This window comes from Mucilaginibacter yixingensis (genome assembly GCF_041080815.1).
Classification (GTDB): domain Bacteria; phylum Bacteroidota; class Bacteroidia; order Sphingobacteriales; family Sphingobacteriaceae; genus Mucilaginibacter; species Mucilaginibacter yixingensis.
This window is the reverse complement of the sequence record NZ_CP160205.1, coordinates 1,119,832-1,135,652: the sequence shown is the minus strand read 5'-3', so window position 1 is coordinate 1,135,652 and position 15,821 is coordinate 1,119,832. Positions and strand designations below refer to the sequence as shown.

Genomic DNA, 15,821 nt, shown 5'->3' with positions numbered 1-15,821 from the left:
ATGTGTATTAACTTCGGCCCTTGTGTGCTGTTACCCAAACCCAACTACTATGCACGCATAATATTTTAATTTCCTAATTTTGTTATCACTATAAATATTCTGCATGGAAACCGTTGCACCTTATATTCCTCAACATAAAATACGCTTTGTTACCGCCGCTGCCCTTTTTGACGGGCACGATGCTACCATTAACATTATGCGGCGCATTTTACAAAGCAGCGGTGCCGAGGTGATTCACCTGGGGCACAACCGCTCGGTTGAGGAGGTAGTGAACTGCGCCATACAGGAGGACGTGCAGGGCATTGCCATTACCAGCTATCAGGGCGGCCACCTGGAATATTTTAAGTACATGTATGATCTGCTGCACGAGCGCGGTGCCAATCAAATTAAGATTTTTGGCGGCGGCGGCGGCGTGATCTTGCCTGATGAGATTGAAGAACTGCAGCAATACGGCATCTCGCGCATCTACTCGCCCGATGATGGCCGCCGCATGGGTTTGCAAGGCATGATCAATGACATGCTGCAGCAATGCGATTTTGCCACCCATACCCAACTAAACGGCGAGCTAAAACACCTGGCAGATAAAGAGCCATCGGCCATTGCTGCACTGATCACGCTGGCTGAGAGCTACCCCTCCCCAACCCTCCCCGAGGGGGAGGGAGATAACTTCAATATAAAAAAAGCCCTCTCCTTTGTCCAAAAGGACTCCTTCGGAGGAGAGGGTTTGGGAGAGGTGAGACGTGTTGTTTTAGGCATCACCGGCACAGGCGGCGCGGGTAAATCATCATTAGTAGACGAGTTAGTGCGCAGGTTTCTGATCGATACAGATAAAACCATCGCTATCATCTCGGTCGATCCTTCCAAACGTAAAACAGGCGGTGCGCTGCTGGGCGACCGCATCCGCATGAATTCGATTAACAGTCCGCGTGTTTACATGCGTTCGCTGGCTACGCGGCAGGCTAACCTGGCACTGTCTAAACATGTGCAGGAAGCTATTGATGTTTGTAAGGCGGCGACTTATGATCTGATCATTGTGGAAACATCGGGCATTGGCCAAAGCGATACGATGATTACTGATTACTGCGATGTATCGCTTTACGTGATGACGCCCGAGTTTGGTGCTGCTACCCAGCTGGAAAAGATAGACATGCTTGATTTTGCCGACGTGGTGGCCATAAACAAAGCCGACAAACGCGGCGCGCTGGATGCCATCCGCGATGTGCGCAAACAATACAAACGCAACCATCAGCTGTTTGATGCGGTAGATGCCGACCTGCCAGTTTACGCCACCATGGCCTCGCAGTTTAATGACCCGGGTATGAACAGTCTGTTCCATGCCCTGATGCAAACCATCAAGGCTAAAACAGGCACTGATTTTCTGGGCGAAAAAGCCAATAACGATCAATTCAAAAACGGCGAATCAGAAAAAATATTTATTATCCCGCCAGACAGGGTGCGCTACCTGGCCGAGATTGCCGAAAGCCATGCCGCCTATCAACAATGGGTAGATGAGCAGTGTAAAATTGCACAGCAGTTATATCAGGTTAACGGCGTGATGGACCTCCTATCTGAAAAAACTGTAGAGACGCAATACCTTGCGTCTCCCGACGGACAGGGTAATGATTTGCATCACGAGACGCAAAGTATTGCGTCTCTACAGCGAGGGTTAGAAGAAAAACTAAATCCCGAATGCAAACGCCTCCTGCAAACCTGGCCGGAAACCGTAAAAAAATATCAGGCCGATGATTTTGTGTACCACGTGCGCCACAAAGAGATCAGGCTACCACTTATCAGTACATCGCTATCGCAATTGCGCATACCTAAGATTGCCTTACCCAAGTACCAGGCTTGGGGCGATCTGTTGCGCTGGCTGCTGACTGAGAACCTGCCCGGAGAGTTTCCTTACACCGCAGGAGTATTCCCACTAAAACGCGAGGGCGAAGATCCTACCCGCATGTTTGCCGGCGAGGGCGGTCCGGAGCGCACCAACCGACGGTTCCATTATGTATCGTTGGGGCAACCGGCGCACCGTCTGTCTACCGCCTTTGATTCGGTGACACTCTATGGCGAAGACCCGCATACACGTCCTGATATTTATGGTAAAATCGGCAACTCCGGCGTGAGCATTGCTACGTTGGATGATGCCAAAAAACTTTACTCGGGCTTTGATCTGTGCCATCCTTCTACCTCCGTGTCCATGACCATCAACGGCCCTGCGCCTATGCTATTAGGATTCTTTATGAATGCGGCGATTGATCAGCAATGCGAAAAATACATTGCACAACATCATTTACAGCATTTGGTTGAGGCGAAGCTGAAAGAGATCTATGATGATAGGGGATTGGAGAGACCGAAGTACCTCTCCCCGGCCCTCTCCAAAGGAGAGGGAGATAAGAGCATTTTAGTTAACAAAACTAAAGAGAAAGTCCTCCCCTTCGGGGAGGATTTAGGAGGGGTACTCCCCGAAGGCAACAATGGTCTTGGCCTCCTGCTCCTCGGCCTAACAGGCGATCAGGTTTTGCCGGCAGATGTATATGCGGAAATAAAAGCAAAGGCTATATCCTCGGTTCGGGGCACTGTTCAGGCTGATATTTTAAAGGAAGACCAGGCGCAAAACACCTGTATTTTTAGTACTGAGTTTGCCTTGCGGATGATGGGCGATATTCAGCAATATTTTATTGATGAGCAGGTACGCAACTTTTACTCGGTGTCAATATCGGGCTATCATATTGCCGAAGCCGGGGCCAATCCCATCACGCAGCTGGCCTTTACGTTGAGTAATGGTTTTACTTATGTAGAGTATTATCTGAGCCGCGGTATGCACATTGATGATTTTGCACCCAACCTGTCGTTCTTCTTCAGCAATGGTATCGATCCAGAATATGCGGTAATTGGTCGCGTGGCGCGGCGTATCTGGGCCAAGGCCATTAAGAATAAATATAAGGGCAACGATCGGTCGCAAAAACTGAAATACCATATTCAAACCAGCGGTCGGTCGTTGCATGCGCAGGAGATTGACTTTAACGATATCCGCACCACCTTGCAGGCACTCTATGCAATTTATGACAACTGCAACTCACTGCACACCAACGCCTACGACGAGGCCATCACTACCCCTACCGAAGAATCGGTGCGTAGGGCAATGGCCATCCAATTAATCATCAACCGTGAGCTGGGACTGGCAAAAAACGAAAATCCGCTGCAAGGCGCTTTCATTATTGAAGAACTGACCGACTTGGTGGAAGAAGCTGTAATGACCGAGTTTAAACGCATTAACGATCGCGGTGGCGTGTTAGGCGCCATGGAAACCATGTACCAGCGCGGCAAGATCCAGGATGAATCACTTTATTACGAAACACTGAAACATACAGGGCAATACCCTATCATCGGCGTAAACACTTTTCTAAATAAAAAAGGCTCACCGACGATTATCCCTGCCGAGGTGATCCGTGCTACAGAAGAAGAAAAGCAAACACAGATCAGTGCGGTAAACGCCTTTCAGCATCGTAACGAAGATAAAGCACCAGCGCTATTAACACAGCTACAACAAACGGCCATTAACGGCAGCAACATTTTTGAAGCCCTGATGGAAGTGTGCAAATACTGTTCGCTGGGACAAATATCGCATGCGCTTTATGAGGTGGGCGGGCAGTATAGGAGGAATATGTAGTTTTTTCGCTAATGCTATTCCATGCGTCATTATGAGTGAGGGACGAAGTAATCTCTGTACTTGCATATCAGATTTTCGAGTCCAACTATCCTACGCAGAGATTGCTTCGTCCCTCGCAATGACGTATTGTTCGATCACGTTTATCTTGATTCTCAACTCTTGACTCTCTTCAAACTCAATTTATCGCATACAAGATCCAGTTTGGCGTCTCATATTTTTTCTCAAGGGTAAAGCCGGAGTCTGAATTCTGGATAATCTGCAGGTATTTATTGGTAAGCTGCGTGTAGCCATTGGCCGGATTTTTATCCGTAGCTACTACAATGTAGCCGGCGTAATGGCGCGGGCTTTCAATAGCGCTCAAAAATTCGTCCTGGTAAGGTAATATCAGCGATTGGATATGGCTTACATAGGCGGTTACCGGGTAGGCCACCGCGTCATCAATCAAAACATGAGGATTACCCGGCAGGCTATTGATGTAGGAGGCCATATCCATATTCTCGTCCTGCTTCATTTCCAGTTTACGAGTGGTCAGCGCACTTACAAAATTGCGTTCTTCATCAATGTAAGAGTTGCTCATAAACATGTAACCGGTGTACAATTGTACCGCCAGGAACAAACCCAGAATAATCTTAAAGCTCTTCTGCTCTTTCACAGTGTCGGCACGAAAGATTACACACAACAACGATAGGATTACAAACATCAGGTAATACTGATGTGTCAGGTAAACCTTGTCATATTTAATCCTCAAAAACTCCACAAAAGCCAGCGGCGTAAACAGGGTAAGAATCTGGTACGTGCGATGGCGAAACAGATAAATGGCCATCATCATTAACGGACAAAACAGTAGCACGCGCAGCGAGATAATCATCGATGCCTCGGGCAACAGGTGCCTGGTGGTGTTCTCGGCCAATACGTTGTAGTTAATCTTTTCGGCCAATACGCTCCAGGTGGCGTATGGGCTCTCAATAAAGTAATTCAAATCTGCCGCGTGGGTCAGGTTCAGCATTTTATAAATCAATACTGATGCCAGGGGCAATAAGAAGATAATTACGTATAGCGCAAAGGTCTTATTGATGAGCTTACGTCTTAACGACGGGTTGTTAAAACTACTGAACAACCTGAAGATGGATTCCTTCTCGCTCAGGTTCAAGCTGTGGATAGAGATAGAGAGCACCAACGGCAAAAAAAACAACGTGAGCCAGATAAACTTATACTCGCAAAACACCAGCACCACCAAACATATACTGGCAATAGATACGTGGAAGGTGGTGTTTGAGGTATAAAATTTAAATATGTTGAGGAAAAACAGGAAAAAGAAAATCATTTGCAGGTACATGGACTTGCCAGAGCAAGCCAGGTACAAAATACCCGGGTGCAGCACAAATACCAGCAATAGTGCAATCAGGTAAAAATCATCCTGCAAACGTTTTACCAATGTGTTGGCCATTACGTTGAATAGCAGCGCGGTACCTACAGCCGATGCCAGAATAGGCGCCGTATTATAATCAATCGCCGTAAAAACAAAGGTGGCGTAAAACGGAAAAATTGGTGCCGTTAAGCCCATTACCTTCAGGCGGCTGCCAATGCCCTCAAAAACTATTTTGGCCTTCTCTACATAAAACAGCGACTCGTTGTTGGCGTATCCCATATGATTGAGGTACATGGCACAATACAAGTAATACACCGTTAGCAACAGCGTAGTAAGCAACAACCAAAGTGATTTTGACAGCCTCATTTACACTACGTTTGTTGAACTGTTAACCTTACTTAAACCGTGATTGGTTTTCTCCCAATAGAATGGCTTCACAATTAGCTGGTATAAACCTTTATAGGCCGCTATTGAGTGCATAATCCAGTAAATAGGATTAGCAATGGCAAACAAAATCAATTCATAAAAACGGCGCTTAAACACGGCCATCATATTTACATAAATCATGAGGATGTTGCCCACCATCAGGTTAAAAATGGACATAAACAGCACCCAATCCGGAAACAGCAGGCGGATGGTCTGCAGATCGAACGTTACGTAACACAAGAAAATGGCCAGCAACAGCGGATACACCAAAAACGTAATTGGCGTAGCGCCAATAAAGAAGTTAAAGCCCAGAAAGCCCTTCCAGCCTACCTTCTTCCATAACTTAACCGGGTTACGCATGTGTACCAGATAGGTTTGCATATAACCTTTAATCCAACGCGAACGCTGGCGAATCCAGTTAAAGAAATCGTTATTAGCCTCCTCGTAGGTGGTGGAGTTGATGATAGCCACCTTATATCCTTTTGAGTAAGCGCGCAGTCCTAAATCGGCATCCTCGGTTACATTGAACGGGTCCCAGGCACCAAGCTCAATCAGCGCAGCCATTTTAAAGTGATTGCTGGTACCACCTAAAGGGATAGGAATATCAAGCGTATCTAATCCGGGCAGCATATAATCAAACCAGTACGAATACTCAAGGGTAAACATACGGGTCAGAAAGTTTTCATTACGGTTAAAGTAGTTAAGCGCGCTCTGGATACAGATATAGTTGTTAGGTAACTTCTGGAACAGCGCTACCACTTTCTTCAGTTGATCCGTATCTGGGATATCCTCGGCATCATAAATGGTCAGGAATTTACCTTTTGAAAAGTGCAGGCCATAGTTACACGCCTTCGGTTTGGTTTTAGGCATGTGGAACGGCACCACCACCACCTCAAACACAGCCGGAAAGTCAAGGTTACGCACCGCGTTCAGCGTTTTATCGTCATCCTCTTCAATCAGCAGTTTTACATCGAGACGTTCTTTGGGATAGTCCAAACTCTGGATGTTCCAGATCAGTTTTTTGATCAGCTTATCTTCTTTATAAACCGGCAGGTGAATGGTGTAAATAGGCAAATTACCATCATCAACCTTACGCACTTCTTCCCTGCTCACTGCCTGGAACAGCTCAAACCTTGAACCTACCAGCGCCAGGAACAGTTTAAATACAATAGCCACCAGGAAAAACGAGCTCAACAGCACGTTGATAATGATAGCGACAATACGAAAATTGATAAACAAGCCAATAACCACCGCCGTCAGCATCACAAATATGGCAATCAGCTGGGGGGCTGTAAACGTTACCAGCGCAGAGTTTTCTGCATCGTGATTAAGCAACTCAAACACGGCCGATTTTACGTATTTATCGCCCAGTAGTTTATGGCTAAGCCAGGTGATATCCAAATCTGAAGCCACAATTACTTCAGGCTCCTTATCGTAAGTAAAACGGATAAAATCAAGGAAAAGCTCGTCTGATGGGTCGGCCATCAGCGTAATCACTTTATTGTTCTGAATGCGCAGGGGCAGCGCCAGCCTGTCGTTAGCAAACTTCAGGTCAACCTTTTTCAGCACCTCAACATCAAACTCCTCCTCTCTGATCTGCTGAAAGGGGTAGTTCTCGTTCACCATAGAGCGCTCGTAGTTCTTGCGCGATATGTAGCCGAAGTTAAGGGCTATCTTGATGAAAGACATGCCGCTGCTGGCAGCAAAAGAATTGATTTTTTCCCTGCCCTCAGTCGTAATGAATTTATCTCTGACTAAAATATCGGGAATAAATATGCTCATCTGGATAGGCTAAACGCTTTGTTTTTAAATTACCAGTACCGATCGCCGAGACGACCGGTACTGGAGGGTGTCTTTCTATTTAATCGGATTCCCCTGAAATTAATCGCTCACAATATCCTGAGAACGTTGTACGCGTGAACGTACGTACAGGAACGACAGCAGGATCAGGATCAGAATACCCAGCAATATGTACAGGTTATAGCTTTCCCAGAATTTTGACAGGGCGCTCTTGGTATCAATATACTCCAGATTCTCGCTTGATTTGCTGATGTTGAACAGGTATTTGTTGTTGCTCACATCAGAAATACAAACGTTGCTGGACAGGGTTGACAACTGCTCGGTAATGGATTTTGCCACAGACAGGAAGGCATCAGCCAGATGCGTACCCGTGGCGGTCAATACCAACGTAGCGTTATTAGATCGCCCGTAGAAGATCTGCGCCAAACCGTTTGATACTGAGTCTGACAGGCGGTAAACCTCCTGGTTATTGTCGTTATTATAGATCCTGAACTTCTCGTCAAACTTAATCGGCGCATCCGGGAACTCTTTTAAGATCTTATCATTACGAGATACCAGGGCAATAATGTTATACTTTTTGATATCGCCGGTAGAGATCTGGTCTGAGTAAACAAACTCAGGGAAGTTGTTAGCGTTAATGTTGTTGTTCAACTCATAGATCACCTCACCCATTGCGGCAGCTGCGTATTTAGCATACTCGCGGCTTACCACAATACGGGTTGAACCAGAGTTGAAAGCCTCTGGATATTGATAGAAACTCAGATCATTAGTGATGAATGGGTTTTTAGATTCCAGGTATGATTTGTCAACGTCAATCTCAGAGAAGAAGTTGGTGAAGCTGTTGTTACAGTTACCGCTGCTTGGATAAAAACGGAACTCAGCTTCCAGCGTGTTGTACTTGTGATGCTGGTAGCGGTTAATGGTTACCGATGTATTCAGCTTGCCAGATTGATCCAGCTTCTCACTGCTGATAAGCGAGCCATTCAGGTAAATGTTAAAGAAACCACGGTCATTAGGATTCAATGCACTGTAGTTGGCAATAATTCTGATCTCTACCTCTTTAGGGGTAAAGCTAAAATCGGAGTTTTTAAAATTGTAAACCGTTTTCAACGAACCAATACCCGACATAAAGTTGGTAACGCCACCAATTTGTTTCAGGGTAAGTTTAGAGCGGTTTTGATCAATGGTTTTAAAGAAACTGTTCTCGGCTTTGTCAATCAACAGGTAATCGCCAAAGGTTGAGTTCAGGATGTTCATGTTACCCAGTGCAGTGATGGTTTTCTCGTAACCGGCGTCGTCGCCACCGCTTACAAATAAAATCTCACTCGGTGTAATGCCTGTCTGAACGGTACGCACCGGTGTCAGGTGGCCATTCATATCCACCATTTTTATTAAGCTGTCGGTAACGTTCAGTACACGTTTGCTCAGGTAAAACAAGCCCTGGCCAGCTCCTGGGTTAACTTTCACCAGGCTGCGCATGTCTGCAGGCAGTTTGTTCATGGTACCTACCATAATGTAGTTACGTACGCTGTCTGGCACGTGGCCGGCTTCATAAACTGCTATGTTTTTGATCTGCGTTTTCTTCATGCGCGAGTATGCCCAGGCTACGGCCTTCAAATCGCTCAGTGACGGGTTTGACGGGTATACAATGGCACGCTTTGAATCAAAGCAGTTAGCTATGTTAATGTTATTAAAAAAGTCTTTAGTGCTGCGGTTAAGCGAAAGGTATGAATACCCCTTGATCTTGATCCACATGGCTGGGTTATCCAGATCACGACATTTATCATCTGATATGTTCAGCAGTGTTTTAATCTGCACTTTCAGGTATTTACCATCGTTAGACAGGAAACTACGGTCAAGATCAATAGTGATCTTTTGGATCGAATCGCGGGTTAAACGTGTGCTATAAGTTGGCCTGTCGGCAACAATTACGTTAACAAAAGAATTGTTGAACAATAGCGCACGCGATGGCTCAAAATAGAGCACCAGCTTGCTGCCGTTCATCTCAACCAACGGATCTATCTTAAAGAAATAAGAGGTAGAGCCACTCATCCCATAAATGGCATCATCGTCATGTCCGTATGATTTGAACGAGGCCAAGGTTTGGGCCGAAGCGTTTAGCCCGAACATTACCAGTATAAATGCCAATAAGGTTAAAAATCTGTTCATGTGTATGTTTAAGATGTTGTTCTTAATTCTTTATAAAATAGGGTTTAGTTGATCACGTAAAACTCTACGCGGAAATAGTTACCGTTTTCATCACTTCGGTAGCTCAAATCACCACCCAGCTCACGGGTCATTAGCTTGGCAATAGACAAGCCCAAACCTAAGCGGCTTTCCATATGTCCAGAGGCATCATTTAGCGTTTTCAGCTTGTTGAACATCATATCCAGCTCTTCCTGGCCAATGGCAACGCCCTCATCAATCACCTCGAAAACAAATTTCTGGCGTTGCAGGCTGGTTATCACCCTGATGTTATTGTTAGTTTGCGAAAACTTGATAGCGTTTGACAGGATATTCTGAAACACCTGACCAGTAAATACACGGTCGAGCTTCACATTCAACGGTAGTTTCAGAATGTTATCCATCAGGTGGATATTCTTCATCTGCGCCGTTTCCAGCAAACCTTTAAATACGTTCTGTACCTCGGCATTGATGTCGAAGATCTCCAGGTTAAACTTCAGCTCAGGCGACTCAATCTCTTTCACGTCCATCAGCTTGTTGAGCATATACTGCATTTTATCGGCCGACTCGCCAATGTAATTTACATACTCACGCTGGTCGCTGCTCAAACGGTAATCTTCCTCTTTCACCATGTTGTTACTCATGATGATAGAGCCGATAAAGTTTTTCAGATCGTGCCCTGCTATATTAATAAAGCTGTTTTTCTGTTCATCCAACTTACGCAGACGCTCATACTGCATATCAATGATGTTGTTTTTCTCAATGATATCGTGGTTCTGAATCTTCAGCTGTTCGTTAGATTTTTCAATCAGTATCTGCGACCGCACATCGCGCTCAATTACTTTATAGCGAGCGTTAGGAATCAGACAAGAAATAAACAGGATGATGATAAAATACTGCCCGCCATTAGTGGTTACCAGCTCTAACTGGTACGAACTGAAGACGTTAAAGAAAATAGCCAGTAACGCCAACGCTATCAGGCCCTGCATTACCGAGTTCATGGGCTCCCAGAAAACCTGCAGGTTAATAAACAGTACTACTACTGAATAAGTTAAGAAATAGATGGTTAATCGGGTATCATTAACCAGGTTACAAAGCAAGGCTGAGATGACCGAAAGCAGGAAGAAGGCCACATGGAGCACTATCCTATAATCATACTTCCGAGTCTGGAAATAAGTATAAACCACATAAATCAGCAGTACGGTAATAATACGAACGAATGCAAACTGTATCCAGATATCGTTAGCATAGATAAAATCAATAACGCTGAATAACGGGTAAAGAAAAATTATCGTCCAGATGATGTTGTTGGTTTGGTACCAAGCCTTTTTTGTAACTTCCTTTGAAAATTCTTCTTTAGTTATTTGAACAAACATTAGCTGCTGTTTTTAGATTGAATATCAGTTAAAGTTTAACGGATGAAAGATAAACGAAAAATGCCGATTTCTGAAAAACCAAGTTCACATCCTGTAGCTATAAAAAGCGCCATACTGTTTCTCATTGGCATGTTTTTTTGTCAATACGCAAAAAATAGTCCACTTTTTCAAACAGATCGTCAAAATGCTTTTGCCCGGGCCAAAAATCTGGATAATGGCATCAGTATTTCATGGCTTGACCAAACCTGGAACGATAAAATGCTGGACAAAGATGGCATAACCGATGCCGATCTTGATTTGTTAAAACAAATAGGCTTTAAAACCATACGCCTGCCTGTTGCTTTTGAATATCTGGAGGAAAAACATGTCCCCCGGCAAAAGGTTTTGGAATGTATTGATAAAGCATGGCAGCTTTGTCGCAAGCATCATTTCCGCTTAATTGTTGATTATCACTACGGATCGCTAAACGATCAAAACTTTGTTCCAGAAACAAAAACCGTGATTAACACGTGGTTAATACTCGCGCAAAAGTACTTAAATAAGGATTACGACAATTTGTTTTTTGAGATTTATAACGAGCCGCCTCCCATCAACCCGCAGATCTGGAAAGATGCCGCTTATAATATTGTATCGGCCATTCACAAGGTAGATCGCCGCAGAACATTGCTGGTGGGCGCCTCAAATTACAACAGCATTTATGAACTGAGCCGCCTTGTGCGCCTGGCTGATGAGAATATTATTTACACCTTTCATTTTTATGAACCTTTTTTATTTACCCACCAGGGCGCGGCATGGGTGGGTAATCAGGTAGCCACGGTTGGGGTTCCATTTCCATACAATGCGGAAAAATTTCCCCAGCTTAACCAAAAGGCAAAAGGTACCGCCGGCGAACAAAACTATAACAAGTATCGCCTGGACGGCAACGAAGCTTCGGTACATGACAAATTGTTGATTGTTAAACATTGGGCCGACAAGTACCAAATCCCTATCATCTGCACCGAGTATGGCTGCTATAACGAGTATGCCGACCCTGATAGCAGGTGCCGATATTTGAAGTGCGTTCGTGCCAATTTAAAAACATTAAACATTCCCGGAGTACTATGGGATTATAACACAAATTTTTCGATATTTACAGGGATACCCGCTATTAAAACCCTGCCAGATTGTATGAAAAATGCGATCGGGTATTACAACTAAATTGTTATTTATTTGTATTAAATAATAGTACCTTTGCAGCTTATTTACTATAGGGATAATGAGATTTTTTGAAGAAAAAAGAAGAGAGGTTATGAAGCATATTGAAATATATATGCTTGAAAAAATGCCCGACTATTTAAAGCCAATTGAGTCGATCTGGCAGCCCTCTGATTTTTTACCAGATGCTTCAAGAGATACCTTCTTTGATGAGGTAAAAGAACTACAGGAAAGCGCCAGGGGCTTATCATATGACCTGGTTGCCGTACTGATTGGCGATACCATTACCGAAGAAGCCCTGCCTACCTATGAATCATGGTTGAGCATGGTTGAAGGCGTATCAACCGACGAGGAAGGTGGCTGGATGAAATGGAATCGCCATTGGACAGCCGAAGAGAACCGCCACGGTGATCTGCTTAACAAATATCTCTATCTGTCGGGCCGCGTTAACATGCGCATGATGGAAGTATCAACCCAGTATCTTATTGCCGATGGTTTTGACATTGGTACCGGTGCAGATCCTTACCGTAACTTTATTTACACCTCATTTCAGGAACTGGCAACCAATATTTCGCACCGCCGTGTGGCCAGCAGCGCTAAACGTGATGGTGATGCCCTGCTTTCAAAAATGTGCGGCGTTATTGCGTCAGACGAGGCTCGCCACGCTAAAGCATATATAGATTTCATCCGCAAAGTATTTGAAATTGATCCAAACGAGGCGATGATTGCCTTTGAGGACATGATGCGCAAAAAAATTGTAATGCCGGCGCACTTTCTACGCGAAGTAGGACTGAAAGTAGGCCAAACCTTCGGTCACTTTACCGATGCCGCTCAGCGCCTGGGTATTTATACGGCTGTTGACTATGTAGATATTTTAAAAGATCTGCTGGTAGAATGGAGCATTGAAAGCATGACCGATTTAAACGGAGCCGGCGAGAAAGCACGCGATTATCTGGTAAAGCTACCTGATCGCCTGTTGCGCGTTGCCGACCGTATGAAGAACCCAATGCTGGAATATAAATTTAGCTGGATAAACGGGTAAAACCTTACCCCTCCTAGCCTCCCCGAAGGGGAGGGACATTAGTAGAGATATTAGAAAAACAAAAATGGCTCGTTTAATAACGAGCCATTTTTGTTTGAAGTAAGTTCACTTCGATAGGAGTCCCTCCCCTTCGGGGAGGCTAGGAGGGGTGTCATTCTCCGCTGATATAAATAATATCATTTCCACCCTGAATTTCCATTTGCAGTGTTTCGATGATGCTTTGCAGCGTGATCTGATTCACATCATCTACATAGTGTTCAGATTTACCGATGTGCAGTTCTTTACCCATAGCCTCAATAGTAAACAAATAACCATCATACATTTCCGGCTTGCTTACCAGTACTTTGTTACCCTCCCGTTCTATTTTAAACTGAAGGTCTTTCCCCCTATGCTCCTTAAACAACGGATTGAGCTGCTGCTGCAGGGTGATGAATATCTGGCTAATATCCCAGGGAACCGATGATGTTATAATCTTCATGGCTTTTGCGGATAGGTGATTAATTCTATTACAAACGCCCGCGCCCATTGTTTTTAATTGCGTGGTTTCTGCAGATACTTAATCCAATTACCGTAATAAAGTACACGCCGTTGACTGGTATCGTCATAAAACGGCGAAAGTTGTGCATTTAACCAATTGGTAACAGCAGGATATTTGCATTCTTTATTTTCAACCCGGGCAATAACGTTGCTTTGGGTAATCAGGTAACTAACCAACTCATGCCTGCTCAATTGCAGGGCATTCGCAAAGTTTTCGGTATGCCGCAGATCAAAACCTCTTTCGCGCAGATTATCTTCTGTCCACGCATAATTTTTATTTCGGGGCGGCGATGGAAATTTCTTCAAATAAACCTCAGTATTCCATAGCTTAAAATCAATTGCGTCTTCCATCTCGCCCATAAAAAAATTTTCATAAAGCACCAGCCAGGCACCTGGTTTCAACATCCGGTAACACTCGGCCAAAAACTGATCAATATCAAACCAGTGCACTCCCGAACAAACGGTAATCAGATCAAACATCCCATTACCAAATGGCTGACATTCTGCCAGCGCCTCCTGATAATTAATACCGTCATTTCTCAGAGCCATTTTGAGCATCTCGGCAGAGCCGTCGGTACCGAAAACGTTTTTAGCAACGGGCAAAAGTGCCCGGGTAGACAGACCGGTCCCACAGGCAATATCCAGCGCTGCATCTAATTGACCATCTATACGCAGATAATTTTTCATCCGCTTAATGGTATTAGCATGAAATTGCGGCCTACCATTAGCATAGTTTACCGCAGCTGTTTCAGAGTCAAAATAATTCACTGTTATTGGCTTGGATGACAAGTAAAAGCTAGCATCGTGGTGTTAACTCAATAATAACGTCGTATTACCAATATGGTATTTACAAGCTGGCAATTAATTTGTGCCGATGTTTAGTAAACCCTATCTTTTCACCATCAAAACATCAGCTTTATGAACTATAAATTATTGGGTCGCTCCGGACTTAAAGTTTCAGAATTTTGCCTGGGTACTATGGGCTTTGGAACCGATAACGGCTGGGGTGCCGAAAAAGCCGACAGCTTTGCCATTATGGATGCCTATGCCAACGCAGGCGGTAATTTTCTGGATACCGCCAACGTTTACCAAAAAGGTACCACAGAAAAAATTATTGGCGAATACCTAAAAACACAAGATAGGGATTATTTTGTACTGGCTACCAAGTACACGTTAAAAGATAATCAGACCAATCCCAATGCCTCTGGCAACAACCGCAAAAATATGATGCGCAGCGTAGAGGAAAGCCTTAAACGTTTGCAAACAGATTTCATTGACGTGCTTTATCTGCACATTTGGGACAACATTACACCTATAGATGAAGTGCTGCGTGGCTTGGACGACCTGATCCGTCAGGGTAAAGTTAACTACGCCGCTATCAGCGATACGCCAGCTTGGGTTGTAGCTAAAGGAAACACCTTGGCTGAGTTGATGGGTTGGAGCCAATTCATTGCACTGCAGGTTGAATACAGCCTAATACAACGCACACCGGAGCGAGAGCTGATCCCGATGGCTAAACACTTCGGCATGACGGTTACACCCTGGGCCCCACTGGGCGGTGGAGCACTTACCGGCAAATATCTGCGAGGCGATAAAGGACGAATTAAAGCAGAAAGTGTTCGCTTGAATGCCAATAGCGAGCGCATTACACGCGTGGTTATGCAAATAGCCGATGAACTGGGCGTATCGGCCAGTCACGTAGCGCTGAAATGGACAATGCAGCAAGGTTTTTCTTGTACCCCAATTGTTGGCGCAACAAAAATCAGTCAATTGGAAGATAACCTCAAAGCTTTTGAACTGACCTTGTCTGCCGAACATTTGCAACGCCTGGATGAAGCCAGCGCTATTCCACTTGGCTTTCCTGGTGATTTTTTTCGGGAAGACGCCGTACGTATGAACTCCTTCGGCGGTTTTTATGACCGGGTGGAGAAAAGATCTTAATAGTTTCTACAAAAGCAAAAAGGTTCGGTGTATGATATAACCTACACCGAACCTTTTTTTACGCTGCGTTTGTGCGAACGCTTGTTAATCCTGCTATTCCAATGATCTGCACCGCCAGCCATGGCGTATAATAATGCAGCCCCGAATCCTATAATGACCACAATAATAAATATGTGGAGTATTTGCACCAACACTTCGCGCATAACAATATATTTTAGTTAACTAATATATACTCTAACGCAAAATACAAGCCAATAAATATCTACAGTTAATTAAATTTAC

The 15,821-nt window shown here is 44.6% G+C and carries 11 protein-coding genes; 4 read left to right on the top strand and 7 right to left on the bottom strand.

Going from position 1 to position 15,821, the window contains the following annotated elements; genetic code table 11:
- Positions 1 to 103 precede the first annotated feature (103 nt).
- Complete coding sequence (locus tag ABZR88_RS04755) at positions 104 to 3,670, top strand: methylmalonyl-CoA mutase family protein (protein ID WP_107831164.1); 3,567 nt, start codon at positions 104 to 106, stop codon at positions 3,668 to 3,670.
- Between the two features lie 175 nt (positions 3,671 to 3,845).
- On the opposite strand, the gene ABZR88_RS04750 is transcribed toward ABZR88_RS04755, so the two are convergent.
- From ABZR88_RS04750 to ABZR88_RS04735, 4 genes are all read right to left on the bottom strand, one after another.
- A complete protein-coding gene (locus tag ABZR88_RS04750) occupies positions 3,846 to 5,405 on the bottom strand; it encodes a hypothetical protein (RefSeq protein WP_107831162.1) in 1,560 nt (519 codons plus the stop codon).
- Entirely contained in the window at positions 5,406 to 7,247 is a 1,842-nt protein-coding gene (locus tag ABZR88_RS04745) for a glycosyltransferase family 2 protein (protein ID WP_107831160.1), read from the bottom strand.
- Between the two features lie 99 nt (positions 7,248 to 7,346).
- Positions 7,347 to 9,434, bottom strand: coding sequence for a cellulose biosynthesis cyclic di-GMP-binding regulatory protein BcsB (locus ABZR88_RS04740; RefSeq protein WP_107831158.1), 2,088 nt, complete (start codon positions 9,432 to 9,434; stop codon positions 7,347 to 7,349).
- 44 nt (positions 9,435 to 9,478) lie between these two features.
- Complete coding sequence (locus tag ABZR88_RS04735; RefSeq protein ID WP_107831156.1) at positions 9,479 to 10,825, bottom strand: sensor histidine kinase KdpD; 1,347 nt, start codon at positions 10,823 to 10,825, stop codon at positions 9,479 to 9,481.
- 42 nt (positions 10,826 to 10,867) lie between these two features.
- Here ABZR88_RS04735 and ABZR88_RS04730 point away from each other — a divergent pair, with 42 nt between their 5' ends.
- Both ABZR88_RS04730 and ABZR88_RS04725 read left to right on the top strand, forming a co-directional pair.
- Entirely contained in the window at positions 10,868 to 12,022 is a 1,155-nt protein-coding gene (locus tag ABZR88_RS04730) for a glycoside hydrolase family 5 protein (protein WP_107831154.1), read from the top strand.
- A gap of 91 nt (positions 12,023 to 12,113) precedes the next feature.
- Complete coding sequence (locus ABZR88_RS04725) at positions 12,114 to 13,061, top strand: acyl-ACP desaturase (RefSeq protein ID WP_245917112.1); 948 nt, start codon at positions 12,114 to 12,116, stop codon at positions 13,059 to 13,061.
- A 151-nt stretch (positions 13,062 to 13,212) separates the two neighbouring features.
- On the opposite strand, the gene ABZR88_RS04720 is transcribed toward ABZR88_RS04725, so the two are convergent.
- Together ABZR88_RS04720 and ABZR88_RS04715 are read right to left on the bottom strand one after the other, a co-directional pair.
- On the bottom strand, positions 13,213 to 13,539 hold the full coding sequence (locus ABZR88_RS04720) for a hypothetical protein (protein WP_107831149.1): 327 nt from the start codon (positions 13,537 to 13,539) through the stop codon (positions 13,213 to 13,215).
- Between the two features lie 53 nt (positions 13,540 to 13,592).
- Positions 13,593 to 14,285, bottom strand: a complete 693-nt coding sequence (locus tag ABZR88_RS04715) for a class I SAM-dependent methyltransferase (protein ID WP_146166604.1) — start codon at positions 14,283 to 14,285, stop codon at positions 13,593 to 13,595.
- A gap of 231 nt (positions 14,286 to 14,516) precedes the next feature.
- On the opposite strand from ABZR88_RS04715, the gene ABZR88_RS04710 reads away from it, so the two are divergent.
- Positions 14,517 to 15,539 carry an aldo/keto reductase gene (locus ABZR88_RS04710; protein WP_107831145.1) on the top strand — a complete coding sequence of 341 codons (1,023 nt, stop codon included), beginning with the start codon at positions 14,517 to 14,519 and terminating at the stop codon, positions 15,537 to 15,539.
- 41 nt (positions 15,540 to 15,580) lie between these two features.
- On the opposite strand, the gene ABZR88_RS04705 is transcribed toward ABZR88_RS04710, so the two are convergent.
- Complete coding sequence (locus ABZR88_RS04705; RefSeq protein WP_170113683.1) at positions 15,581 to 15,742, bottom strand: hypothetical protein; 162 nt, start codon at positions 15,740 to 15,742, stop codon at positions 15,581 to 15,583.
- Positions 15,743 to 15,821 lie beyond the last annotated feature (79 nt).

Coding starts and splice junctions, on each gene's coding strand:
- ABZR88_RS04725 (WP_245917112.1), top strand. CDS start 12,114: ATGAAGCATATTGAAATATATATGCTTGAAAAAATGCCCGACTATTTA.
- ABZR88_RS04710 (WP_107831145.1), top strand. CDS start 14,517: ATGAACTATAAATTATTGGGTCGCTCCGGACTTAAAGTTTCAGAATTT.
- ABZR88_RS04755 (WP_107831164.1), top strand. CDS start 104: ATGGAAACCGTTGCACCTTATATTCCTCAACATAAAATACGCTTTGTT.
- ABZR88_RS04750 (WP_107831162.1), bottom strand. CDS start 5,405: ATGAGGCTGTCAAAATCACTTTGGTTGTTGCTTACTACGCTGTTGCTA.
- ABZR88_RS04735 (WP_107831156.1), bottom strand. CDS start 10,825: ATGTTTGTTCAAATAACTAAAGAAGAATTTTCAAAGGAAGTTACAAAA.
- ABZR88_RS04730 (WP_107831154.1), top strand. CDS start 10,868: ATGAAAGATAAACGAAAAATGCCGATTTCTGAAAAACCAAGTTCACAT.
- ABZR88_RS04715 (WP_146166604.1), bottom strand. CDS start 14,285: ATGAAAAATTATCTGCGTATAGATGGTCAATTAGATGCAGCGCTGGAT.
- ABZR88_RS04720 (WP_107831149.1), bottom strand. CDS start 13,539: ATGAAGATTATAACATCATCGGTTCCCTGGGATATTAGCCAGATATTC.
- ABZR88_RS04745 (WP_107831160.1), bottom strand. CDS start 7,247: ATGAGCATATTTATTCCCGATATTTTAGTCAGAGATAAATTCATTACG.
- ABZR88_RS04705 (WP_170113683.1), bottom strand. CDS start 15,742: ATGCGCGAAGTGTTGGTGCAAATACTCCACATATTTATTATTGTGGTC.
- ABZR88_RS04740 (WP_107831158.1), bottom strand. CDS start 9,434: ATGAACAGATTTTTAACCTTATTGGCATTTATACTGGTAATGTTCGGG.